At 64.8% G+C, this 23051-nt stretch carries 22 protein-coding genes; 16 read left to right on the top strand and 6 right to left on the bottom strand.

Going from position 1 to position 23051, the window contains the following annotated elements:
* Positions 1–5: 5 nt before the first annotated feature.
* Positions 6–725 carry a GAF and ANTAR domain-containing protein gene (locus M1E17_RS18820; RefSeq protein ID WP_457963442.1) on the bottom strand — a complete coding sequence of 240 codons (720 nt, stop codon included), beginning with the start codon at positions 723–725 and terminating at the stop codon, positions 6–8.
* A gap of 250 nt (positions 726–975) precedes the next feature.
* Positions 976–2019 (bottom strand): LacI family DNA-binding transcriptional regulator, encoded by a 1044-nt coding sequence (locus M1E17_RS18815; RefSeq protein WP_457963441.1) that lies wholly within the window; start codon positions 2017–2019, stop codon positions 976–978.
* A gap of 153 nt (positions 2020–2172) precedes the next feature.
* Between M1E17_RS18815 and M1E17_RS18810 the strand changes: the two genes are divergently transcribed.
* From M1E17_RS18810 to M1E17_RS18775, 8 genes are all read left to right on the top strand, one after another.
* Positions 2173–2526 (top strand): L-rhamnose mutarotase, encoded by a 354-nt coding sequence (locus tag M1E17_RS18810; protein WP_457967836.1) that lies wholly within the window; start codon positions 2173–2175, stop codon positions 2524–2526.
* A 65-nt stretch (positions 2527–2591) separates the two neighbouring features.
* Positions 2592–3770 carry an L-rhamnose isomerase gene (rhaI, locus tag M1E17_RS18805; protein ID WP_457963440.1) on the top strand — a complete coding sequence of 393 codons (1179 nt, stop codon included), beginning with the start codon at positions 2592–2594 and terminating at the stop codon, positions 3768–3770.
* A 5-nt stretch (positions 3771–3775) separates the two neighbouring features.
* Complete coding sequence (locus M1E17_RS18800; protein ID WP_457963439.1) at positions 3776–5815, top strand: bifunctional aldolase/short-chain dehydrogenase; 2040 nt, start codon at positions 3776–3778, stop codon at positions 5813–5815.
* Positions 5812–7347, top strand: a complete 1536-nt coding sequence (locus tag M1E17_RS18795) for a rhamnulokinase (RefSeq protein ID WP_457963438.1) — start codon at positions 5812–5814, stop codon at positions 7345–7347. The genes M1E17_RS18800 and M1E17_RS18795 overlap by 4 nt, the downstream gene beginning before the upstream one ends.
* 185 nt (positions 7348–7532) lie before the next feature.
* Positions 7533–8552, top strand: a complete 1020-nt coding sequence (locus M1E17_RS18790) for an acetylxylan esterase (RefSeq protein WP_457963437.1) — start codon at positions 7533–7535, stop codon at positions 8550–8552.
* 311 nt (positions 8553–8863) lie between these two features.
* A complete protein-coding gene (locus M1E17_RS18785) occupies positions 8864–9991 on the top strand; it encodes a 3-deoxy-7-phosphoheptulonate synthase (protein ID WP_457963436.1) in 1128 nt (375 codons plus the stop codon).
* A 142-nt stretch (positions 9992–10133) separates the two neighbouring features.
* Positions 10134–10346 (top strand): helix-turn-helix domain-containing protein, encoded by a 213-nt coding sequence (locus M1E17_RS18780; protein WP_457963435.1) that lies wholly within the window; start codon positions 10134–10136, stop codon positions 10344–10346.
* 157 nt (positions 10347–10503) lie between these two features.
* Positions 10504–10602 (top strand): 30S ribosomal protein bS22, encoded by a 99-nt coding sequence (locus tag M1E17_RS18775; protein ID WP_003792170.1) that lies wholly within the window; start codon positions 10504–10506, stop codon positions 10600–10602.
* Between the two features lie 146 nt (positions 10603–10748).
* Here M1E17_RS18775 and M1E17_RS18770 read toward each other — a convergent pair whose 3' ends face one another.
* A complete protein-coding gene (locus M1E17_RS18770; protein ID WP_457963434.1) occupies positions 10749–11567 on the bottom strand; it encodes an HAD family hydrolase in 819 nt (272 codons plus the stop codon).
* 88 nt (positions 11568–11655) lie between these two features.
* Here M1E17_RS18770 and M1E17_RS18765 point away from each other — a divergent pair, with 88 nt between their 5' ends.
* Both M1E17_RS18765 and M1E17_RS18760 read left to right on the top strand, forming a co-directional pair.
* The gene (locus M1E17_RS18765; protein ID WP_457963433.1) at positions 11656–11910 is read left to right on the top strand and encodes a glutaredoxin family protein; all 255 of its coding nucleotides are present in this window, start codon (positions 11656–11658) and stop codon (positions 11908–11910) included.
* 89 nt (positions 11911–11999) lie between these two features.
* On the top strand, positions 12000–12815 hold the full coding sequence (locus tag M1E17_RS18760; RefSeq protein WP_457963432.1) for a redox-sensing transcriptional repressor Rex: 816 nt from the start codon (positions 12000–12002) through the stop codon (positions 12813–12815).
* 101 nt (positions 12816–12916) lie between these two features.
* On the opposite strand, the gene M1E17_RS18755 is transcribed toward M1E17_RS18760, so the two are convergent.
* The 3 genes from M1E17_RS18755 to M1E17_RS18745 all read right to left on the bottom strand — a co-directional run bounded on the left by M1E17_RS18755 (position 12917) and on the right by M1E17_RS18745 (position 15653).
* Complete coding sequence (locus M1E17_RS18755) at positions 12917–13753, bottom strand: hypothetical protein (protein WP_457963431.1); 837 nt, start codon at positions 13751–13753, stop codon at positions 12917–12919.
* Positions 13754–14053: 300 nt separating this feature from the next.
* Complete coding sequence (locus M1E17_RS18750; protein ID WP_457963430.1) at positions 14054–14875, bottom strand: hypothetical protein; 822 nt, start codon at positions 14873–14875, stop codon at positions 14054–14056.
* A gap of 229 nt (positions 14876–15104) precedes the next feature.
* Positions 15105–15653, bottom strand: a complete 549-nt coding sequence (locus M1E17_RS18745) for a YceI family protein (protein WP_267276173.1) — start codon at positions 15651–15653, stop codon at positions 15105–15107.
* A gap of 215 nt (positions 15654–15868) precedes the next feature.
* Here M1E17_RS18745 and M1E17_RS18740 point away from each other — a divergent pair, with 215 nt between their 5' ends.
* From M1E17_RS18740 to M1E17_RS18715, 6 genes are all read left to right on the top strand, one after another.
* Positions 15869–16549 (top strand): histidine phosphatase family protein, encoded by a 681-nt coding sequence (locus M1E17_RS18740; protein ID WP_457963429.1) that lies wholly within the window; start codon positions 15869–15871, stop codon positions 16547–16549.
* Positions 16550–16551: 2 nt separating this feature from the next.
* On the top strand, positions 16552–17178 hold the full coding sequence (locus M1E17_RS18735; RefSeq protein ID WP_457963428.1) for a TlpA family protein disulfide reductase: 627 nt from the start codon (positions 16552–16554) through the stop codon (positions 17176–17178).
* A 15-nt stretch (positions 17179–17193) separates the two neighbouring features.
* The gene (locus tag M1E17_RS18730) at positions 17194–17949 is read left to right on the top strand and encodes a cytochrome c biogenesis CcdA family protein (protein ID WP_457963427.1); all 756 of its coding nucleotides are present in this window, start codon (positions 17194–17196) and stop codon (positions 17947–17949) included.
* Positions 17949–19688, top strand: a complete 1740-nt coding sequence (gene resB / locus M1E17_RS18725; RefSeq protein WP_457963426.1) for a cytochrome c biogenesis protein ResB — start codon at positions 17949–17951, stop codon at positions 19686–19688. The genes M1E17_RS18730 and resB overlap by 1 nt, the downstream gene beginning before the upstream one ends.
* Positions 19688–20800: a c-type cytochrome biogenesis protein CcsB gene (gene ccsB, locus M1E17_RS18720; RefSeq protein ID WP_457963425.1), complete on the top strand. Its 1113-nt coding sequence runs from the start codon at positions 19688–19690 to the stop codon at positions 20798–20800. The genes resB and ccsB overlap by 1 nt, the downstream gene beginning before the upstream one ends.
* Positions 20801–20956: 156 nt before the next feature.
* Positions 20957–22924, top strand: coding sequence for an Hsp70 family protein (locus M1E17_RS18715; RefSeq protein WP_457963424.1), 1968 nt, complete (start codon positions 20957–20959; stop codon positions 22922–22924).
* The last annotated feature ends 127 nt before the right edge of the window (positions 22925–23051 follow it).

The raw sequence follows: 23051 nt of genomic DNA, 5'->3' as shown, positions 1-23051 counted from the left end.
CACCTTTAGTTCCGGTTCGCCGGCGTTCCGGCGATTGTTTCAGCGCTGGTCTGAGGCAGGGTTTGTCCTGTGTCGCGGGCCCGGCGCATGAGCTGCTGCAGTGCCTGCTCATGACTCATGCCATGCCGTTCCATCAGGATCCCGCAAGCACGGTTGACCGCATCCCTGCTGTGCAGCGCGGCCTGGAGCCCGGCACTCATACGGTGCGGTGCTTCACTGGTTTGTATGTGGGACAGCAGCGTCGCTGCCGGGGCCGCAAACAGCTCAAGGAGTTGGCCCGTGCCTGAATCGTACACAGAGGGAAGAGCGGCATAGACCTTCAGTGCGCCGATGCATTCCTTCCCTGAGACGAGCGCGGCACTGACCACCGAGCGGACCGGCAGCGCTTCCACCGCAGCACTCCAGTCCGGCCAGCGATTATCGGCCCGGACGTCATCAACATGCACAGTTTCCTCGGCTGCCCAGGCAGTCAGGCAGGGGCCCTGTCCAAGCTCATACTGCAGGGCGTCAGCGCGTTCGACAATCCGATCCGTAAATCCGGCACTGGTCCTGCGGCCGTGACTGTCCAGGAGTGACACGCCTGCCCCCACGGTCCCTGGTATCGCGTCCTTGACCGCCCGGGCCAGGAGGTGCACGGCGCGGTCTACTTTTTCTTCCGTGAGGAGCAGGCCGTTGATCCTGCCAATCACAACGGAGAGTTCATCAAGAGGGAGATTCTGCTCCATTGTTCTTTCCTCCGGCAATATCCGGAGAGCCCAGCATTCGGCACGATCCGGAGATAACTGCGGTGCAGCAACTACGCACCATCTTCAGGATAACCTTCGCCGACGCCCAGGTGGCATGCCATGGAAGCAAGATTTTACGGGTGTGAAAACGGCGGGAAAATGCCCGGACGGGTTGCGGGGGCGGTGGTGCTGGGCGGTCCGGTTCGCAGGAAAACCAGTGCTGATGGGCCAGTCAGTGCGGGTGCGCGAGTCAGTGCGGATGCGCCAGGGGATTGAGCCCTGTGGTGGGTCCCGTGCTCTGGCGGACCACCAGCTCCGGTGTAAAGATCACCGCTCGGTGCCTGGGGTTTTCGGATTCCACTTCCTCGGCGAGCAGTTCTATGGCGGTGCGGCCCAGGGCCTCAGTGGGCTGCCGGATGGAGGACAGCGGGACCACCGCGGAGACCGCAAAGTCGATGTCGTCATAGCCGATCAGGGCGATGTCTTCCGGGATCCTGAGGGAGTGGGTCATGGTGAGGGACTGCATCACTCCCAGGGCGAGGAGATCGTTGGCACAGAAGATCCCGTCCGGCAGTTCCGCCCCGCTGCGCTCTACCAGGGCATTGCCCACACTGCGGCCTGCCAGCACTGTCTGCCCCTCTGAATCCAGCACCTCAAGCGTGGCATCCGGTTCCTCCTTCACAGCACGCTGGGCACCTTGCAGGCGGTCCGCCACCTGGCGGATGGATGCCGGGCCGCCCACAAAGGCAAGCCGACGGCGGCCGGTGTCCAGCAGGTGCCGGGCAGCGAGGTAACCTCCGGCGTCGTCGTCCACGGAGACTGAACTGTACTTGCTCTCATCGGCGAGCCGGTCCACCAGAACGGTGGGAACGCCGCGCTCGCGAAGCAGGTCCAGCCGCTCGGTGACGTCGCCCACGGGGGAGATGAGCAGGCCCTGGACACGCTGTTCCTGGAAAAGATCGATGTAGTTGGACTCACGGCTCGCATCATGGCCGCTGTCGCCCAGCAGCACCGCGCTGCCCTGCAGCGCGGCGGCGTCTTCCGCGGCGCGCACCACGGCCGTGAAGAAGGGGTTGCCCACGTCCAGGACAATCAGGCCGATGGTCCGGCTATGGCCGGCGCGGAGCTGCCGCGCAGCATCATTTCGGACAAAGCCCAGCTCGTCGATGGCCCGGAGTACCCGCTCCTTAGTCCGCTCGGAGACGCGGTCAGGGTAGTTCAGGACGTTGGACACGGTACCCACTGCCACGCTCGCGTGGTTCGCGACGTCCTTGATACTGGCTGAACGATTCATGATTCTCCGTGCTTGTCTGCCATGTGCTGCAGCGGCCCCAGGCTTGGTTTCACGCCATGCGCTGGAATTTGCTTGACACCTACTTATGTACAAGAGTACTTTGAATCGTAACAATGAAACGATTCAAAGAAGAGGAAGTTCGGTGAGTTGCAGATGAGGGTGTGTTTCCGCTCCTCGGTCAGGCCGGAGCTGATCGATGAATACCGGCGCCGGCATGCCGCGGTGTGGCCGGAGATGCTGGTGGAACTCAAACAAGCCGGCTGGAACAACTACTCGCTGTTCCTTGGATCTGACGGCCTCCTCATTGGCTACGTCGAATGCGACGATTTCGACGCCGTCCGCGCCAGAATGGCGCTGACAGAGGTTAATGCCCGCTGGCAGGCGGAAATGGCCGCTCTTTTCAACAACCCGGACAACCCGGACCAGGCGCCCGACGAGGGGTTCCAGGTCCTGGAGGAAGTCTTCAATCTTGATGACCAGCTCGCCGCGGCAGCTGCTGAGCCCTAGCGGCTCAGGCCGCCATCGTACTGAACCCAGACCGCAGCAACAAAGACCCGGAAAGAACCATCATCATGAATGACGTAGCAACGGCGCTGGGCAGGCTCGGGGAGCTTGCCATCGAGGTCCCCTCGTGGGCTTATGGAAATTCAGGCACGCGTTTTAGGGTGTTCGGCACGCCGGGCACGCCGCGGACGGTGCAGGAGAAGATCGCGGACGCCGCCAAAGTCCACGAGCTGACCGGTCTGGCCCCCACCGTTGCCCTCCACATTCCATGGGACAAGGTGGATGACTACGCCGCGCTGAAGGAGTACGCCGCCGGGTTGGGTATGGGCCTGGGCACCATCAATTCCAACACCTTCCAGGATGACGAGTACAAGTTCGGCTCCCTGACATCCTCCAACGAGTCAGTCCGCCGCCGGGCCATCGCCCACCACCTGGACTGCATTGAGATCATGCACGCCACGGGCTCGAAGGACCTGAAGATCTGGCTGGCGGACGGCACCAACTACCCGGGCCAGGATGACATGCGCGGCCGCCAGGACCGCCTGGCAGAATCGCTCCAGGAGATCTACGCCGCACTGGGCGACGAACAGCGCCTGGTGCTGGAATACAAATTCTTCGAGCCCGCTTTCTACCACACCGACGTGCCGGACTGGGGCACCTCCTACGCCCAGACCCTGGCTCTCGGGGAGAAGGCATTCGTCTGCCTGGACACCGGCCACCACGCCCCGGGCACCAACATCGAGTTCATCGTGATGCAGCTGCTGCGCCTGGGCAAGCTTGGCTCCTTCGACTTCAACTCGCGCTTCTACGCCGACGACGACCTCATCGTGGGTGCCGCGGATCCGTTCCAGCTCTTCCGCATCATGTACGAGGTGATCCGCGGCGGCGGCTACGGCAAGGATGCTCGAGGAAATTCCGCTGTCGCGCTCATGCTGGACCAGTGCCACAACCTCGAAGAGAAGATCCCGGGCCAGATCCGCTCGGTCCTGAACGTCCAGGAAATGACCGCCCGCGCACTGCTGGTGGACACCGAGGCCCTGGGCGAAGCGCAGCGTGCCGGTGATGTCCTGGCTGCCAACGGTATTTTCAACGATGCCTTTTACACGGACGTCCGGCCACTGCTGGCCGAGTGGCGTGAATCCCGCGGCCTGCCAGCGGACCCGCTGGCTGCCTTCAAGGCCAGCGGCTACCAGAAGAAGATCAACGAGGACCGCGTGGGCGGCCAGCAAGCCGGATGGGGCGCGTAACTGCAATGACCACCAACAAGACTGTTGAAGACCTGATCTCCCGTTCCAACCGCCTGGGCGCGGACAAGCGGAACACCAACTTCGCCGGCGGCAACACCTCCGCCAAGGGCACCGAAAAGGATCCGGTGACGGGCGAGGACGTCCAGCTGTTGTGGGTCAAGGGCTCGGGCGGGGACCTGGGCACCCTCAAGGCGGAGAACCTTGCGGTTCTGCGCCTGGACCGGCTGAACGCGCTGAAGAACGTCTACCCGGGCGTGGAACGTGAAGACGAGATGGTGGCCGCCTTCGATTACTGCCTGCACGGCAAGGGCGGTGCCGCTCCTTCGATCGACACCGCCATGCATGGGCTGGTAGACGCCGCGCACGTTGACCACCTGCACCCGGACTCCGGCATCGCCATCGCCACCGCGGTGGACGGCGAGGCCCTGACCACCAAGATCTTCGGCAACAAGGTTCTTTGGGTTCCCTGGCGCCGTCCCGGGTTCCAGCTGGGCCTCGATATTGCCGCAATCAAGGAAGCCAACCCGCAGGCCATCGGCACCATCCTGGGCGGGCACGGCATCACCGCCTGGGGCGCCACCAGCGAAGAGGCTGAACAGAACTCGCTGTGGATCATCGAACAGGCCGAGAAGTACATCCGGGACAACGGCAAGGCCGAACCCTTCGGGCCCAAGCTGCCCGGTTACGGCGCCCTGCCCGAGGCCGAGCGCAAAGCCAAGGCCGCAGCGCTGGCACCGGTGATCCGCGGACTGGCTTCCACGGACAAGCCGCAGCTGGGGCACTTCAGCGATGACGCCGTCGTCCTGGACTTCCTCGAAGCTGCCGAGCACCCGCGCCTGGGCGCTCTGGGCACCTCCTGCCCGGACCACTTCCTGCGCACTAAGGTCAAGCCGCTGATCCTTGACCTGCCGGCGGACGCCTCCATCGAAGACTCGATCTCACGGCTGCATGAGCTGCACGCCGACTACCGCGAGGACTACCAGGCCTACTACGACCGTCATGCGGAAGCGGAAAGCCCCGCCCTGCGCGGCGCGGACCCGGCCATTGTGCTGGTGCCCGGAGTGGGCATGTTCTCCTTTGGCGCGAACAAGCAGACCGCCCGCGTTGCCGGTGAGTTCTACATCAACGCCATTAACGTGATGCGCGGCGCCGAAGCGATCTCCACCTACGGCCCCATCGAGGAATCCGAGAAGTTCCGGATCGAGTACTGGGCGCTGGAGGAAGCCAAGCTGGCCCGGATGCCCAAGCCGAAGTCGCACGCCACCCGCATCGCGATGGTCACCGGTGCAGCTTCCGGCATCGGCAAGGCCATCGCCACCCGCCTCGCCGGCGAAGGCGCGTGCGTGGTTATCGCCGACCTGAACCTCGAGAATGCCGAAAAGGTGGCCGAAGAGCTCGGCGGCCCCGACGTCGCCATCGGTGTCCAGGCGGACGTCACTGACGAAGCCCAGGTGGCAGCCGCCATTGACGCCGCTGTCCTGGCGTTCGGCGGTGTTGACCTGGTGGTCAACAACGCTGGCCTGTCCATCTCCAAACCGCTGCTGGAAACCACCGAGAAGGACTGGGACCTGCAGCACAACGTCATGGCCAAGGGCTCATTCCTGGTGGCCAAGGCCGCAGCCAAGGTCATGATCGCCCAAGGCCTGGGCGGGGACATCATCTACATCTCCTCCAAGAACTCCGTGTTCGCCGGCCCGAACAACATCGCCTACTCCGCCACCAAGGCAGACCAGGCCCACCAGGTGCGCCTGCTCGCGGCCGAATTGGGTGAGTACGGCATCCGCGTCAACGGCATCAACCCCGACGGCGTGGTCCGCGGCTCAGGCATCTTCGCCGGCGGTTGGGGTGCCAAGCGCGCGGCAGTCTATGGCGTGGACGAGGAAAAGCTGGGCGAGTACTACGCCCAGCGCACCCTGCTCAAGCGCGAAGTCCTGCCCGAGCACGTGGCCAACGCCGCCGCCGTGCTCACCAGCAACGAACTGTCCCACACCACCGGCCTGCACATCCCCGTGGACGCCGGAGTGGCCGCAGCCTTCCTGCGATGAGCACCGAACGCACCAACGAAACTGCCCCGGTCCAGGCCGGGGAAGTTTCCGCTGGTCCCCGCAAGGTGTTTACCGGCAGTGTCTTCGCCGCGGTCGATATTGGCGCCTCCTCCGGCCGGGTCATCCTGGGCCGGGTCACCGGCGGCGCCGACGGTGACGGCAGTGTGCAACTCGAAGTGGTGCACCGCTTCCCGAACGGGGTGGTAGAGATCGACGGCGGCCTCCGCTGGGACTTCGACGCCCTCTTCGCCGAGGTGCTCGAGGGCCTGCGGGCGGCGTCCGCCGTCGCAGCAGCGCAGGGCGAGCACGTGGCCAGCATCGGCATCGACACCTGGGCAGTGGACTACGGGCTGGTCAATGCGGACGGGGAACTGACGGCCCAGCCCTTCAGCTACCGGGATGACCGCAGCCGCGCCGCCGTCGAACCCGTCCACCGAAAGTTGGATCCCGCGCGGCTTTACGGCACCACGGGCCTGCAGTTCCTGCAGTTCAACACCATCTACCAGCTGGCCACTGAACCCGATCTAGGCGGGCTGCAGGCGCTGCTGATACCGGACCTGATCGCATTCCTCCTCACCGGCGTTCGGCGGACCGAGGCCACCAATGCCTCCACCACCGGTCTCTTCGACGCTGTCGCGGGGGAGTGGGCCACCGAGTTCTTCACTGCACTCGGGTTGCGGAAGGACCTGTTCCCGCCGCTGATCCAGCCCGGGGAAACCTATGGCACCCTCCTGCCGGCCATCGCCGCCCAGGTGGGACTGCCGCAAGACACCACGGTGGTGGCCGTCGGCTCGCACGACACAGCTTCCGCCGTCGCGGCCGTCCCTGCCGCGGCAGCGGGAGAGGGGCAGCGGGATTTCGCCTACATTTCCTCCGGAACGTGGTCGCTGGTGGGGCTGGAGCTGAAGCACCCGGTGCTCACCGAGGCCAGCCGGGAAGCGAACTTCACCAACGAACGCGGCGTGGACGGCACCATCCGGTACCTGCGCAACATGGGCGGGCTCTGGCTCCTCAGCGAATGCCAGCGGGAGTGGTCCCAACAGGGCTACGCAGGCAGCCTGGAGGAACTGTTGGAGGCGGCTGCGGAACTGCCACCCGGCGGTCCCAGGATCAACGCCGAGGATCCGTCGTTTATTGCCCCTGACAACATGCCCGAACGCATCCGCGCGGCAGTGCACAGCGCCGGGGGACTGCTCGCGGACCATCCAGCGGCCATCACCCGGTGCATCCTGGACAGCCTGGCCGCAGGCTACGCCAAGGCCATTTCAACGGCGGAACGGCTCTCGGACCGTCAGGTCGAGGTGGTGCATGTGGTGGGTGGAGGCTCGCAGAACCGCCTGCTCTGCCAGCTCACAGCGGACGCGACCGGAATGCCGGTTGTGGCAGGACCCGTGGAAGCCACGGCCCTGGGCAACGTGCTGGTTCAGGCCCGGGCGGCAGGGGCTGTCTCCGGCGGGCTGTCCGAGCTCCGGTGCCTGGTGGCCAGTGCCGGCGGGCTGCAGGAGTTCAGGCCGCAGCTTTCCCGCCTCTAGCGCGAACGGACACTTAAGCCTCACGCCTTGGCGCGAACGAACATTTTAGACCAAAAACTTTCGTAAAGAGGGGCCCAAGTGTTCGTTCGCGGTTTAACGTGGAAGCGGATCAGTCAATGCAGCCAGAACCGACAGAGCCGCCAGTTCAACCAACCCACCAGAACCGACAGGACCGGACTGCACCCATGCCTCTTTTTGACCTTCCCCTCGAGCAGCTCCGCGGGTACACCTCACCCGTGACGCCCCCGGACGACTTCCAGGCCTTTTGGGACGGCACCATCGAGGAAGCCCGAACATTTCCCCTTGGAGCCACTTTTGAGCCCGTGGAGAACTACCTTTCGGTCATCGACACCTACGACGTGACGTTCGCTGGCTACGGCGGTGCCCCCATCAAAGGGTGGCTGCACCTCCCAGCGAACCGGATGCCCGGAACCCAGCTGCCCGTCGTCGTGAATTATGTTGGCTATTCCGGCGGGCGGGGCCTGGTCAACCAAGACACCCGATGGGCCCAGGCGGGCTATGCGCACTTCATCATGGATACCCGCGGTCAGGGCTATGGCTGGGCGCTCGGCGAGACGGCTGACCCGCACCCCAGTGCCGGAGAGGTGGCCTACGCCGGGTTGATGACGCGGGGAGCCGGAAGCCGGGAGGACTATTACTACCGACGGGTCTACGTGGACGCCTTCCGCGCCGTGGAGGCTGCCCAGTCCCACCCTGCGGTTGACGCCTCACGAGTGGTCCTGGCCGGCGTCAGCCAGGGCGGCGGCATAGTTATTGCCGTCGCGGGACTCGTTCCCGGACGGCTCGACGGCGTCATCGCCGCGCTGCCTGATGTCCCGTTCCTGCAGGACTTCCCCCGCGCCATCGACATCACTCCGAGCGGGCCGTACCCGGAAATCGCCGGGTTCCTGGGCCGGCACCGCGACCGGTATGAGCCCATGCTTGCGGTGCTAAATTATTTCGACGGCGTCAACCTGGCCCGGTGGGCCACCGTTCCGGCGCTCTATTCCGCAGCACAGATGGACGATATCTGCCCCCCGTCAACCGTGTTTGCCAGCTTCGACGCCTACGGTTCCGGGGCAGCAGGCTCCTCAGGTACTGGGGCGGCCAAGGACATCGAGGTGTACCGGTTCAACAGCCATGAGGGCGGCCAGGAACACCACTGGATCAGGCAACTGGAGTTCCTCCGCAAGCTACTGGGCTGACCCGCGGCCAAGAACACCTCGCGCGAACTGGCAGGTAATGACCTTTCCCAAGGAATTTGAGGGCATTATCTGCCCGTTCGCGCCATGTTACGGGCGGATTTGTGGGTGGCCGCACGGTGGGGTTATGGTCTTGGCTATGACTAACCGTTGGTATGCGTATTTTTCGTTGGCTCTGGAGGGGCCCGCGTCTAACTGACACGCATCCAACTTTCCTTCAGAGCCAACAGGGCAGAGATCATTTCTCTGCCCTTCGCCATTTCTTCGGCGGGTTCTGATCTGGGCCCGCTTCCCTTCTGGAACAGGACCCCACCATGAGCACCGCAACAGCCGCCACAACGGGCACCACACCCACCGGCAAGTCAACGTCCAACCTGCGTGTCAGCGAATTCACGGCGCTGCCCACGCCCCAGGAGCTCATTGCTGAGCTGCCCATGGACGCCCGGGTGACGGACGTCGTCGAGCGTGGACGCGATGAAGTCCGGGCCATCATGGATGGCGTGGACGACCGCCTGCTGGTGATCGTTGGCCCCTGCTCCATCCACGATCCCAAGGCGGGCCTGGAATACGCCCGCCGGCTGGTCAGCCAGGCGGAGAAGCACAAGGAAGACCTGCTGATCGTGATGCGCGCCTACTTCGAGAAGCCGCGCACCACCGTTGGCTGGAAGGGCCTGATCAACGATCCACGGCTGGACGGCAGCCACGACATGGCCACCGGGCTCCGGGCGGCACGCAGTTTCCTGCAGCAGGTCACATCGCTGGGACTCCCGGCCGCCACCGAATTCCTGGAACCCATCAGCCCGCAGTACATGGCAGACCTGGTTTCCTGGGGCGCCATCGGGGCCCGCACCACGGAGAGCCAGATCCACCGCCAGCTGGCATCGGGGCTGTCCATGCCCATCGGCTTCAAGAACGGTACCGACGGCGACCTCCAGGTGGCGGTCGACGCCTGCGGTGCGGCGGCGGCCGCACAGGCTTTCCTGGGCATTGACGGCGACGGCCGGGCGGCCCTGGTGGCCACCGCCGGTAACCCGGACACCCACGTCATCCTCCGTGGCGGACGCAAGGGACCCAACTACTCCTCCGCCGACGTCGAGGCGGCATCCTCAACGCTCGCCGGCAAGCAGCTGAACCCCAGGCTGATCGTGGACGCAAGCCACGCGAACAGCGGGAAGAGCCACCACCGCCAGGCCGAAGTGGCACTGGAAATCGGGGCCCAGCTGGAGGACGGGGGAGCGGCAGCCCAGGCCATCGCCGGTGTCATGCTGGAGAGTTTCCTGGTGGGCGGTGCCCAGAACCTGGACGTGGCCGAGCACGCGGCCGGCAGGTCCGGGCTGGTCTACGGGCAGAGCGTGACGGACGCCTGCATGGAGTGGGATGTCTCGGTATCGGTGCTGGACCAGTTGGCGGCGTCGGCCCGCAAGCGCCGGACCGCGAATTGATTACCCTCCATGACTTTCACAATGGCCACATAAACCTCTAGAGTATCTAGCACATGGTTGGTGGATGGCTCAGCATCGGCACACCGCAATGGCATATACCTGGGGTCAGTGTTGTCCATCCGTCAGCAAAGGAATAAGGGAAATGTCCGCAGAACAGAACTTCTCGAACGCGAAGTTCCTGACCGTCGCCGAAGTGGCCGAGGTCATGCGCGTCTCCAAAATGACCGTGTACCGGCTGGTTCATTCCGGCGAAATGCCCGCGGTGCGTTTCGGCCGCTCATACCGTGTGCCGGAAAAGGCCGTCGAACAGTACCTTAAGGGTGCTGTGGTGGAGGGCCACACCGAAACAGCCTGAGGTGCTGCAGGGCTGTCAGTAGGCCCTCCCGATAAGCGGTACCCTGTTAAGGAACGTTTTACGTCATTGTAAGAATCTGTCAGTTGTTCAGTCTGTAGCTCTGTCCACGGACCATTTCCATCAGACAGGTACTGCATCTAGTTTGTAAGGAACTTTCGTGGGTTCAGTTATTAAGAAGCGTCGCAAGCGTATGGCCAAGAAGAAGCACCGCAAGTTGCTTCGTAAGACCCGTCACCAGCGCCGTAACAAGAAGTAGAGATACTTCGAACAGCGTAGAAATGCCCGTCGCCTTCGGAGGCGGCGGGCATTTTGTTTTCCCTGCTGGAGCTTCCTGGCCTTGTTCGCAAATCCTAAACGTCATGGTTCGGATTCGCGGACAAGCTTATGATTCGCGGGATGCGCCTAAACCCGGGGGCCGCGGATGCGGGCGAAGCCTTTCCAGAGGCCGTAGACGGCACCGCCGGCGGTTGCAGCCTTGAGCCCAAGCGTGGCGGCCCGGCGGCCCGAACGGAAGTCGTAGACCGGCCAGTTGTTGTCACGGGCATGGCGCCGAAGCCTGGAGTCCGGATTGATGGCCACAGGGTGTCCCACCAGGGTCAGCAGCGGGATGTCGTTGTAGGAATCGCTGTAGGCCCAGCAGCGTTTGAGGTCCAGTCCTTCGATGTCGGCGATGCCCTGTACCGCCACTGCCTTTGCTGAGCCGTGCAGGATATCGCCCACCAGCCGGCCGGTGTACATTCCGTCGGCGACTTCGCCCACAGTTCCGAGGGCGCCAGTCAGGCCAAGCCTGGTGGAGATCACGGTGGCTACCTCGATGGGGGTGGCGGTGACCAGCCATACCCTGCGCCCTACGCGGAGGTGCTGCTGCGCCAAGGCCTTGGCGCCGGGCCAGATCCTGGACGCAATCATTTCGTCGTAGACCTCTTCGCCCAGGGCCTTGACGTCTTCCACAGTGATGCCCGCAGCGAGCGTGAGGGCGGAATCGCGGACGGCATGGACGTCATCCATGTTCTCCCCGCGGGTGACAAACTTGAACTGCTGCCAGGCGAATCCGGCGGCCTGTGCAAAGGTGAAGGCTCCGCGCTGGTGCATTTTGCGTGCCACGTGGAACAGGCTGGCACCCCTCATCAGGGTGTTGTCGACGTCGAAGAAAGCGGCCTCGCCCGTCTGCGGCATCGCGACCGGCTGGGTGACCACAGCGACGTACTTCTCCTCGGGCATGTGCATGAGTCTAGTCAATGCTCAGGCCCACCACCGTCCGCCCACCCTCCACCGCGCTGTCTGAGTCAAAGGGCGATACGGTTAATCCATGGCGAAACCGGAGGTTGTCCTCATCACCAAAGCAGACTGTCACCTGTGCGCAGAGGCGCGCGACGCCGTCGGGCGGGTAACAGCCTCTCTGGGACTTGAGTGGACCGAACAGCCGGTTGACCACTTGCCGGAGCTGCGCGAACGTTACGCTGAGGAAATTCCCGTGGTGCTGGTGGATGGAATCCAGCGGGACTTCTGGAAGATTGACGAGCTGAGGCTGGAGCGGGTCCTCCAGCGCGCCATGGCGGAGTAGGCAAGCGATCCCACGCAATGGCACAGCTTTGTTGGCACGCATGAGAGGGCTCTAGAGTGGAGTCACGACGCGACGCGATGGAGGGGAAAGTGACTTCACTGGATTCATCTCCTGCTGCGGTCCCTGCTGCTTCCGAGCTTGCGGGTGTGCCCGCGCTACCGGATGTGCCGGGTGTTCCGGCTACCCCCGGTGTTCCAGGCGCCGTCCAGGGCGTTGCGGGCGTCCACGGAGACGCAACCGTCCAGGGCGAGAAGGTAGCCGCCGGCAAGCAGATCCCGCCTGCTGCCGTAGCCCGGCTGACCCTGTACCTCCGCGCCCTGAATACGATGCTGGCAGAGGGTGTGGAAAGGGTTTCCTCAGAATCCCTGGCGGAAGCCTCGGGCGTGAGTTCTGCAACGCTCCGCAAGGATCTTTCGCACGTTGGCTCCTACGGCACCCGCGGTGTGGGGTACGAGGTGCAATACCTCAGCCGCCACATTGCCGCAGCCCTGGGACTTACCCACGACTGGAAAGTTGCCATAGTTGGTGCCGGTAACCTGGGCAAGGCCCTGGCACGCTATGGCGGTTTCGAATCCCGGGGCTTTGATGTTGTGGCCATCTTTGACGCCGACCAGATGGTGGTGGGCAACGAAGTTGGCTGGCTGCGCGTCAGCGACGTCGCCGACCTTGAAGCAGTCCTGGAACGGACCGGCGCCAATATGGTGGTCCTGGCGCTGCCGGCAGCTGTTGCCCAGGCGGTCTGTGACCGGGTGGTGGCGGCGGGTGTCCGCAGCATCCTGAGTTTCGCGCCCGTGATGCTCCAGGTCCCCGACGGCGTCAACCTCCGGAAGGTGGACATGGCCACCGAACTTCAGATTCTCGCCTACCATGCACAACGGGCGCAGACCCCGGGCCAGACCGCCTAGTTTTCCGGCGGCTGCGGGATCCACGCCCGTGGGAGTGGCCATGCTGTGTAGCTGGCGCCGTTTAGCTGGGCGCCGTTTTATCTGGGCTCGGCCCGCTGCGGCTAGCGGCCGTAGGGGTTGCCGGGTGCGCCGTAGGGGTTGGCGAAAGGCTGCTGCTTGCGGAAGTACGGAGCGGCGGCAGGCAGGTAGAGCAACACAATGGCTGCGATTCCCGCCAGGGTTCCCAAAGTGCCGATGCTCGGGGGGCCGAACAGTCCGAAGACCGAGATGGCTGCGAAGACCGTACCCAGGATCCGGGCCCAGTTCTTACCCTTGCGGACGAAGAACGCCACCAGCGCGTACAACCCGGCGCCGATGATGGCCACCACTACCAGGGTGCCGGCGATCACGCCCTTGATATCTTCAAACGCAACTTCCCCCGCGGCGCCGCCACTGGCCATGGCGTCCTCAAACTGGCGCCGCATTGACGGATCGTCCAGCATGGCGAGGCCCATCAGCATGGAAATGACGTAGATAACGCCGGATGCAATCAGCAGCCAGAACGAAATATTGACCAACTGTGGGACCCCCGAGGTACCTGAGCCCTGCGGCTGCTCGGAGGGGTACTGTCCGTAAGGCGACTGGCCATAGGGTGACTGACCGTAGGGCTGCTGGCCGTAGGGAGCCGGCGGGTTCTGGCCGTAAGCCGGTGCCTGTGGCGGGTTCTGCCCGTACTGCGGTGTAGCCGGGTTCTGGCCGTACTGCGGCGCGTTCTGCCCGTATTGGGGTGCGTTCTGGCCATACTGCGGTGCGTTTTGCCCGTACTGCGGGGCGTTGTCGCCGGACTGCGGCGAAGGGTGACCAAACTGGGGCGCATTCTCGCCGTAACGGGGAGCCTGCGGCTGGCCGCCGGACTCAGGCTCGTTGGGAGTCGGAGGCGGGACAGGAGGAGTGCTCATGGACGGTCCTTTGCATGTCGAGTTCTTGATCGGCTGCCGGGATCGGTTCACTGGCCCTACCCCAGCGTGGCTTAAGTCCACCGTACCCCCGGGCGGGCCCACAGTGGGTCATTCCAGAGAGGTATTCCGCTGAACGTGGTTTCGGGCGGTGAGCAGGGACTATGGGGACAGGAGCGGTCGGCGGGGGGAGCCGGCCCGGCCTGGCCTCCTTGTCCGCACGAAACTGAAGCAACCACAGGAAAGGACCGCGGCCGATGATCCTGGCCGCGGCCCCTTCAACATGATTCCAACTCCGGGGTGTCAGCCCTTGAAATGTTCCTGGGATTGCGGCAGCCACATCATGACCGCGGCCGCTACGGCGGCGGCGGAACTGAGGAGGCTGAGGTTGAAGAACACAAGGTTTGCGAAGAAACCCAACACGGCAAGACCGCCGAGGATGGAGAGGACAAGGCGGGCCCACCGTGCACCCTCCTTCAGTCGGATGGCGATGAACACGTACAGGGCCGCGAAGATGAGCTGGAACACAAATCCGCCAATCCCTGCCCCCATCATCATGCCGCCGAAGGCGCTGCTAACGGTGAACATGTTGACCAGGCTGAAGACGACCCCGAGCGCTGCTGCAGCGATCCAGAGCCAGTAGGACGTAACCAGCTGCTGCGGCACACCCTGGGTGTCAATGAACCGCTGCTGAATGTTGTCCAGGCTGAGGCCAAAGACGTTGCGTGGCGGGGCGGCGTAGCCCAGGCCCGACGGCGGGACGTTGCTGGGGCCGGCACCGGCACCGTAGCCGGGCTGGCCGTAGGGCTGACCCTGTGGGGGATAGGGCTGACCTTGCGGCGGATAGGGCTGATCCTGAGGCGGATAGGGCTGGCCGTATCCCTGGGGCGGTGCCCCATTTCCCTGGGGCGGCGTCTGATAGCCCGGCGGTGCCTGATAACCCGGCGGGGGCTGATAGCCCTGCGGCGGTTGGTAACCCTGCTGTGGCTGGTAACCCTGCGGCGGCACCGCGCCGGCTGGCGGCACCGCGCCGGCTGGAGGAACGTTGCCAGCCGGGGGAACGTTGCCGGCCGGGGGCTGGGCACCCGGCTGCTGGGGCTGCGGTACTTCACTGGGGTTGGTCATGGCTCTCACTGTAGACCGGGCACCACCGCTTATCTAGGAGACTTGCGGCGACATGTCGGGGAACAGCAGGGGTTGTTCCAGACGGGTGACTTGTCGGCCCAAGGCAGGGTCCGAGGCACGGGCCCACGGCCTGGATAAGGCGTTAAACACGGCACCCCGGCCGAAGAGACTCCTGGGGAATCAGCGGCCGGGGTGCGGTGGGAAAACAGGGGAAATCAGAGTGGGGAAATCAGGCTGCCGGTGCGATGAAGGCGAGCTCGAGGTTGATGGCAACCTTGTCGCTGACCAGGACGCCACCGGCTTCCAGGACGGCGTTCCAGGTGAGGCCGAAATCCTTGCGGCTGATGGTGGTCTCCGCGGAAACGCCGGCGCGGGTGTTGCCGAACGGGTCCACGGCCACACCGTTGAACTCGGTTTCGAGGGACACGGGGCGGGTGACGCCCTTGATGGTAAGGTCCCCGGTCAGCTCGTAGCTGTTGCCGTTGGCCACCAGGCCGTTTGAAACGAAGGAGATTTCAGGGAACTTCTCTACGTCAAAGAAGTCTTCGCCGCGGACGTGGCCGTCGCGGTTGACATCGCCGGAGTCGAAGCTGGAGGTCTTGATGGTGGCGCTGATCTTTGAATCGGCGACGTTTTCAGCCAGATCCAAGGTTGCTTCTGCATCCTTGAACTGGCCGCGGACCTTGCTGATGCCTGCGTGCCGGACGGTGAATCCGATTTCGCTGTGCGAGTTGTCGAGGGTCCAGGTGCCGGTGGTGACGTCTGCGGGAAGTGCCATGGTGTTCTCCTTGAGGTATGTCGGGTGAGTACTGCTGGATTGGTTGACACTTCATTTGTTGAAGTCTCAACTAACTGCTGCATCCAGTATAAACATGCATTTGCATGTTTTGTTCCCCGTTCCGGAACATTTTTTGAAAAACCTCAGTTCTACTCTTTGTAGAAAGCTGTGAAGAAGATTTCGGATAGCACGCCATCTTTGAGAAACTGGTAAACATGCCCCAAGCCACTGTCCATCTGCTCCGCCACGGCGAGGTCCACAATCCCGACGGCGTTCTGTACGGAAGGCTGCCCGAATTCCACCTCTCCGCGTTGGGCCGGCAGATGGCCGAGATGCTCGCCCGGCACTTTAGCGACCGCGCCGCCGCGGGCGCCAGGATCGTCTACCTCGCATCATCGCCGCTGGTCCGAGCGCAGGAAACAGCAGCCCCCACGGCCGATGTTTTGGGCCTGGAGATCCACACGGACCCGCGGATCATTGAGGCCGAGAACTACTTCGAGGGCATGAAGGTCAGCAAGGCCGAGCTCCGCCGGCCCAAGCACTGGCCGCGGCTGGTCAACCCGCTGAAGCCGTCGTGGGGCGAGCCGTACAAGGACCAGGCGGCCAGGGTCAGGGCCGCTGTCCAGGATGCCCGGCTCCGCGCGATCGAGCTCGCGGGCGGAGACTACGGAACAGGCGGGCCCGAAGCCATCATGGTCAGCCACCAGCTCCCTATCTGGGCCACCCGGCTCAGCGCCGAAGGCCGGCCCCTGTGGCACGACCCCCGGAAACGCGAATGCACGCTGACGTCCATCACCTCCCTGGTGTTCGACGACGACGGCTCGCTCCTGCGCGTTCAGTACACTGAGCCCGCTGCCGCCCTTCTTCCCGGTGCCGCCAGCACCCCCGGAGCCTAGCCATGCCGCAGACGTCCGCCGGGTCCACCCCGGCTACCTCACGCCGCAGCCTGCTTGCAGCCGGCGGCGTGGCCCTCACGGCTCTTACCCTGGGGCTCTCTGCCTGCGCCCAGGAGGATGCCTTGGCCAAGCAGGCCAAAGCAGGAGACAACAAAAACTACGTTGCCGGGGACGGCTCCGTCACGGAGTTCGCCCCCGCGGACCGCAAGTCCGCCGTCGAAATCAACGGCACACTCTTCAACGGCACATCCGTGACCCCTGCTGATCTCCAGGGCAAGGTGACGGTCCTGAACTTCTGGTTTGCCGCCTGTGCGCCGTGCCGGGTGGAGGCTCCGCAGCTCGAGGCCCTGCACCAGGAATTCAAGGACCAGGATGTGCAGTTCTACGGCGTCAACCTCCGGGATGAAAAAGCCACCGCCGAGGCGTTCGACAAGTCCTTCAACCTGACCTATCCCAGCTTTGACGACAAGGACGGTGCGGTGCTCCTGGCCGTGTCCGGCATCGTTCCGCCAGGCGCCGTCCCCACCACGCTGGTGCTGGACAAGCAGGGCCGCGTTGCCTCGCGCGTGCTCGGCGAAATCCAGAAGGGCACCCTCAAAGCCCTCATTACCGCCGCAGTGGCAGAGTAGCGGCGGCCCCGGACCGTGAACAGCCCCTTTGCTGAAGCCATCCTGAGCGGCTCCCTGCTCCTCGCCATTCCGGTGGCGCTGCTTGCAGGACTCGTGTCATTCCTGTCGCCGTGCGTGCTTCCGCTGGTGCCGGGGTACCTGGGTTACGTCACGGGACTGACCGGCGTGGACCTGCAAAAGCAGAAGCGGGGCCGGATGCTGGCGGGCATTGGGCTGTTCGTGCTGGGGTTCTCCGCGATTTTTGTGCTCCTGGGCGGTGCCTTCGGGCAACTTGGCACGCTGATCACCGGCTCCCAGAATGCCTGGATCACCCAGCTCCTGGGTGTCCTGGTGATCGTCATGGGTGTTGTGTTCATGGGTGGTTTCGGCTGGCTGCAGCGTGATGCGAAAATCCATGCAAAACCGCCGGCCGGGCTGTGGGGTGCCCCGCTGCTGGGCATAACGTTCGGGCTGGGCTGGGCGCCTTGCATCGGCCCCACCTATTCCGCTGTCCAGCTGCTGAGCCTCTCCGGCGGTTCGTCCGCTGCGAAGGGCGCGTTCCTGGCCTTTGTCTACAGCCTGGGCCTGGGCATCCCGTTCCTCCTGATTGCCCTCGCGGTGCGCCGGGGCATGGGCGTGATGTCCTTTTTCCGTACTCACCGGCTGGCCATCCAGCGGACCGGCGGAGCGATCCTGATCGTGCTGGGCCTGCTGATGGCCAGCGGCGTCTGGGGCGCCTGGGTGACCGGGCTGCAGTACTGGTTCCAAACCGATGTGAAGTTGCCGATCTGATGAGCGAACGAGTGAACGCAGAGAAAAAGTCCTCCACCCCGGTGGCCGAGGCCAAGGCTGATGCCGCGCTGCCGGCCCTGGGCCCCAAGGAAATGCTGCGCTGGGCGTGGACGCAGCTCACCAGCATGCGGACGGCACTTTTCCTGCTCCTGCTGCTGGCGGTTGCTGCGGTGCCCGGCTCGCTGTTCCCCCAGCGGCCCGCGAACCCTTCCACCGTCACGGAGTACATAAGGAACAACCCGGGCTACGGCAAGCTGCTGGACACCCTGCAGCTTTACGACGTCTACTCGTCTGCCTGGTTCTCCGCCATCTACCTGCTGCTGTTCATTTCCCTGATCGGCTGCGTGGTGCCCCGCGCCATGGCCCACTACAAGGCGATGCGGTCCCAGCCGCCGCGTACTCCGAAACGGCTCTCCCGCCTCCCCGAGTACGGCACGCTGGTGGTGCCGGCGGCGGCCGGCCTCCCGGCGTCGGACGCTATTCACAGCGCAGCCGGGCTGCTCAAGAAGCGCGGCTACCGCGTTGAGGTAAGGGACGACGACGGCGCGCGGCCGTCTTTGGGGGCCGAGCGCGGCTTTATGAAGGAAGTGGGTAACCTGCTGTTCCACACATCCCTGATCGGCGTGCTGGTATCCGTGGCGGTTGGCGGACTCTTTGGGTACAGCGGGCAGCGCATCCTGGTGGAAGGCGACACGTTCGTGAACACCCTGGTGGGTTATGACCAATTCACGCCCGGTACCAATTTCCAGTCCAGCCAGCTGCAGCCGTACTCCATTCAGCTGGATAAGTTCGACATCACCTTTGACCGGGAATCCAAGGGCAAGTTCGGCCAGCCCATCGACTTCTCCGCAGCCGTGACCACCAAGGAAAACCCTGACGCGCCCGCGCGGCAGGAAACCCTCAAAGTGAACGATCCCGTCACCCTGGGCGGCACCAGCATCTACCTCACAGGAAACGGCTATGCCCCGCTGGTCACCGTCCGTGACGGGGCGGGCAATGTGGCTTTCCAGGGCCCTGTGGTGGGCAAGCTGCAGGGCGAGAACTACTACTCGTCGGTGGTCATCAAGGTTCCGGACGCCAAGCCGGACCAGCTGGGGTTCCAAGGCTTCTTCCTGCCCACCGCCTTCGTCACCCCTGAAGGTGTGTCCTTCAGCGGGGACCCCGAACTGTTCAACCCGCAGCTGACGTTGAACTCGTACTACGGGGACCTGGGCCTGGACGACGGCGCCCCGCAGAACGTTTTTGAGCTGGACGTCGGGGACCTGACCCCGCTGAACGCCCGCAACCTCGACGCCGGAGGCCTCACGCTGACGCCCGGCGCCAGCCTCACCCTGCCCGACGGCAAGGGGAGCATCAGCTTTGACGGCGTGAAGCGGTACGTGGGCGTGGACATCCACCACAACCCCGGCCAGCTGTACGCGCTGATCTTTGCCCTGCTGGCCGTCGCCGGGCTGGTCATGTCGCTCTACGTCAACCGCCGCCGGGTCTGGATCCGAACCGGCACGCACGAGGACGGCCGGACCATGGTGGAATACGGCCTCCTGGCGCGCGGCGAAGACCATCGTCTCGCGGCCGAGTCGGCCGCACTCCGAAAGCTCCTCTCCGAGGAATGGCGGGTGCCTGCCATTCCTCACGACGAGCCCGCCGGAACCCAGCAAACTCCCAGCCGTTATGACCATAATGGCGCAGACTCTGTCACCACCCCAGCGGGCCCCACCGGGCCGAAAAAGGACCAGTAATGCCCTTCGCCATCAACGAAACCATGGGCCAGTACAGCGAGTTGTTTATGCTGCTTGCGGCCGGCACCTACACCGTGGCCTTCATCGCCTTCGCCTGGGACCTGGCGAAGAGCAGCAAAGCCCTGCTCGCCGTTGACCTCAAAGCGGCCCAGGCGGAGCAGGGGGCCAAGGTCCCTGTAGGTGCAGGTGCAGGTACATCTGCCGCGGGGGCGGGCACCGACAGGACTGAGTCGCACCTGGCCGGGCCGGCCGGACGGGCCGAGCGGCCGTCGTCGTCGTCGGTCGCCAGCCAGGGCAGCGCTCAGTCCGGGGCGGGAAAGACCGCCGACGCCGACATGCGCTACGCGGCCGAACGCCGCGTTCCGGCACGGGTGGCGGTGGCGCTGACCGTGCTGGGCGTGCTCATCCACGGTGCGGGTGTGGTCACCCGTGCCCTTGGCGCCGGGCGTGTGCCCTGGGGAAACATGTACGAATTCCTCACCACCGGGGCTTTTGTGGCCGTGGCCGTGTTCCTGCTGGCGCTGATCCGGCGGGACCTCAGGTTCCTGGGAACGTTCGTGGTGGGCCTTTCCATCATCATGCTGGTGGCCGCCTCGGTGGCGTACTGGACCCCGGTAGGCCACCTGGTCCCGGCCCTGCAAAGCTACTGGCTCATCATCCACGTTTCCATTGCCGTGTTGTCGTCGGCACTGTTCACCCTCACCTTTGCCATGTCCGCCCTGCAGCTGGTGCAGGCGCACCGGCAAAAGACCGTGGCCGCGGGTGGAGCTGACAAGCTGGGCTTCATGCGCCTGGTGCCGTCTGCCCTGAGCCTGGAAAACCTGTCCTACCGGATCAACGCGATCGCCTTTATCGGCTGGACTTTCACCCTGATGTTCGGTGCCATCTGGGCCGAAAAGGCCTGGGGACGTTTCTGGGGCTGGGACACCAAGGAAGTGTGGACGTTCGTGATCTGGGTGGTTTATGCAGGGTACCTTCATGCCCGTGCCACCCGTGGCTGGACGGGCACCCGCGCCGCCTGGCTGTCGATCGTCGGCTACCTCTGCGTCATCTTCAACTTCACGATTGTGAACCAATTCTTTAATGGGCTGCACTCCTATTCAGGCCTCTGAGCAGGGGTTACTCGAAGGGGCGCTAAGGTACCGCCCGTAAATAACAAATCGGTGTAGCAACAAGGGTGTCGCCCGCGAAACGGTGATGCTACGTTGGTTGGAGCTCGCCTGTGATGCAGTTGCAGACGACTCGCCGCGTGTTTTTTCGAGGTACCTATGAGCTACGTTCTCGCCATCGATGTCGGGACCAGTTTTACGGCCGCTGCAGTTAGCCGAAGTGATCAGAATGCTCCGCGTGTTCCGGAGAGCCTCCCGCTGGGGCTCCGCGGAACGGCTGTGCCGTCTGTGGTGTTTTATCCGGAAGAGGGGCCAATCCTGGTGGGGGAGGCCGCCGAGCGCCGGGGTCTTGACTCCCCTGAACGGGTGGTGCGCGAGTTCAAACGGCGGGTGGGTGACGCCGTACCGATTTCGGTGGGCACCCTGTCGTTGCCTGCCGAGGACGTCTTCGCCACGATGACCCGCTGGGTGGTGGACCGGGCGCAGGAGCGCGAGGGGGAGCCGCCGTCGGACATCATCCTGTCCCATCCGGCGTCGTGGGGCGGACACCGCACCACGCGCATCCTGGATGCCCTGTCCTCAGCGGGACTCCCTTCCGTCACGCTGATCAGCGAGCCCGAAGCCGCGGCGCTGCACTACGCCTCGCAGGTGCGCGTGGAGGACGGCAGCACCGTTGCCATTTACGATCTTGGCGGCGGAACATTCGACACCGCCATCCTGAGGAAGGCCGGCGCGGGCCATTTCGAATTCCTCGGCAGCCCCCACGGAATTGAGGGCCTGGGTGGCGCTGATTTTGATGCAGCCGTGTTCCGCCATGTCGCCGAACACACGGGTGCCGCCCTCGCCGGCCTGGACCCGGAATTACCCGCCGCACGTGCAGCGCTGGCCCGGCTGCGGCGCGAATGCGTGGAAGCCAAGGAAGCCCTCTCCTCTGACAGCGAGGCAAGCATCCCGGTGTTGCTGCCGGGTGTACAGCAGCAGGTACGGCTGGTCCGGTCCGAGTTCGAGGCGATGATTGAAGAGCCTGTCCGCGAAACCGTGGAGGCACTGGAGCGCTCCCTTCAGGACCTGGGACTGGACGCCGGGGACTTGTCGGCTGTGCTGCTGATCGGCGGATCCTCCCGCATCCCCCTGGTGGCGCAGCTCCTTTCCGAAACGCTGGACAGGCCCATAGCCGTGGACGCGGATCCGAAGTCGTCCATTTGCTATGGGGCCGCCGTCTCAGCTGTGCGGGCGCAGGAAGCTGCAGCGCAGCGGGATGCTGATGCGCAGCGGGTTGTTGCTGCGGAGCAGGTTGTTGCGGCGCAGCCGGATACTGGCCAGGAGCCTGCCTTGGGAGTGGCCGCGGCTGCTGGCGCAGCGCTGGCAGCCCACAGAGGCAGCCGCAGCGCCAGCTGGTCCCGAAAGCCGGACGACAGCAGGCCGGGCACCCACGCTAACAGGCCTACAGTGCGTGTGACCGCCGTCGCTGCAGTGGCGGCGCTCTTTACTGTGCTGACTGCCACCGCGGCCCAAAGTCCGGAGGGCCTGGGCACGCTCACGGGGATCTTCACTCCGCAGGAAGCGGGCGCCGGGACGGGGCCGGATGCTAACGGGTCCACCGGCACCAGTGAAGCTGACAGCGATGCCACCGGGGGGACGCAGGCACCACAGCCGGGGCTTGAGGCCAGCGCACAGCGGAGCATCGGCCAGCCTTCCGGCGGTGCAGGCCCGCAGGCGGCGTTGCCCACCAGCAGTCCAGCCTCCGGGCCCTCGTCCCAACCGGCCGGGGATGGCACAGCCATTGGTGCTGCCAGTTCTTCTCTGGGTGAAGGCGGGGGCGCGGCGGCAGTGGCTGATCCTACTCCGGCAGCGGGCACCGCTTCTCCCACCACACCGTCGGATCCGGCCACAGCTGGTCCAATCACCACGGCCCCGCCAGCTACCGAACCTCCACCAGCTACGGTTCCTCCACCCGCTACGGTGACTCCACCGCCGGCCACCGAACCGCCGCCGGCTACCGAACCGCCGCCGGCCACGGCACCCCCGCCTGCTACAGAGCCGGCGCCCGCTACGGTGGCACCAACCGCCACTGCCCCTGCCCCGCCCCCTGCGGATCCGATGCCAGCGTCAGAACCGGCGGTGTAACCATGACCGGACACAATACGTCGCCTTCCGGAGCCGTCCAGGGCCATGGCATGGAGGAATGGCCGAGCCCCCCGCTGACAGGCCCCGCAAGCAGCTCCAGCCCGCTATCACAGGCCGGGCTGCAGAA

The organism is Arthrobacter sp. D1-29, assembly GCF_054130585.1.
Note: the sequence above shows the minus strand (reverse complement) of the source record. Positions and strands in the feature narration are given on the sequence as shown.

Coding starts and splice junctions, on each gene's coding strand:
- M1E17_RS18815 (WP_457963441.1), bottom strand. CDS start 2,019: ATGAATCGTTCAGCCAGTATCAAGGACGTCGCGAACCACGCGAGCGTG.
- M1E17_RS18735 (WP_457963428.1), top strand. CDS start 16,552: ATGCCGCAGACGTCCGCCGGGTCCACCCCGGCTACCTCACGCCGCAGC.
- M1E17_RS18745 (WP_267276173.1), bottom strand. CDS start 15,653: ATGGCACTTCCCGCAGACGTCACCACCGGCACCTGGACCCTCGACAAC.
- M1E17_RS18785 (WP_457963436.1), top strand. CDS start 8,864: ATGAGCACCGCAACAGCCGCCACAACGGGCACCACACCCACCGGCAAG.
- resB (WP_457963426.1), top strand. CDS start 17,949: ATGAGCGAACGAGTGAACGCAGAGAAAAAGTCCTCCACCCCGGTGGCC.
- M1E17_RS18795 (WP_457963438.1), top strand. CDS start 5,812: ATGAGCACCGAACGCACCAACGAAACTGCCCCGGTCCAGGCCGGGGAA.
- M1E17_RS18740 (WP_457963429.1), top strand. CDS start 15,869: ATGCCCCAAGCCACTGTCCATCTGCTCCGCCACGGCGAGGTCCACAAT.
- M1E17_RS18790 (WP_457963437.1), top strand. CDS start 7,533: ATGCCTCTTTTTGACCTTCCCCTCGAGCAGCTCCGCGGGTACACCTCA.
- ccsB (WP_457963425.1), top strand. CDS start 19,688: ATGCCCTTCGCCATCAACGAAACCATGGGCCAGTACAGCGAGTTGTTT.
- M1E17_RS18770 (WP_457963434.1), bottom strand. CDS start 11,567: ATGCCCGAGGAGAAGTACGTCGCTGTGGTCACCCAGCCGGTCGCGATG.
- M1E17_RS18820 (WP_457963442.1), bottom strand. CDS start 725: ATGGAGCAGAATCTCCCTCTTGATGAACTCTCCGTTGTGATTGGCAGG.
- M1E17_RS18755 (WP_457963431.1), bottom strand. CDS start 13,753: ATGAGCACTCCTCCTGTCCCGCCTCCGACTCCCAACGAGCCTGAGTCC.
- M1E17_RS18750 (WP_457963430.1), bottom strand. CDS start 14,875: ATGACCAACCCCAGTGAAGTACCGCAGCCCCAGCAGCCGGGTGCCCAG.
- M1E17_RS18800 (WP_457963439.1), top strand. CDS start 3,776: ATGACCACCAACAAGACTGTTGAAGACCTGATCTCCCGTTCCAACCGC.
- M1E17_RS18810 (WP_457967836.1), top strand. CDS start 2,173: ATGAGGGTGTGTTTCCGCTCCTCGGTCAGGCCGGAGCTGATCGATGAA.
- M1E17_RS18780 (WP_457963435.1), top strand. CDS start 10,134: ATGTCCGCAGAACAGAACTTCTCGAACGCGAAGTTCCTGACCGTCGCC.
- rhaI (WP_457963440.1), top strand. CDS start 2,592: ATGAATGACGTAGCAACGGCGCTGGGCAGGCTCGGGGAGCTTGCCATC.
- M1E17_RS18715 (WP_457963424.1), top strand. CDS start 20,957: ATGAGCTACGTTCTCGCCATCGATGTCGGGACCAGTTTTACGGCCGCT.
- M1E17_RS18765 (WP_457963433.1), top strand. CDS start 11,656: ATGGCGAAACCGGAGGTTGTCCTCATCACCAAAGCAGACTGTCACCTG.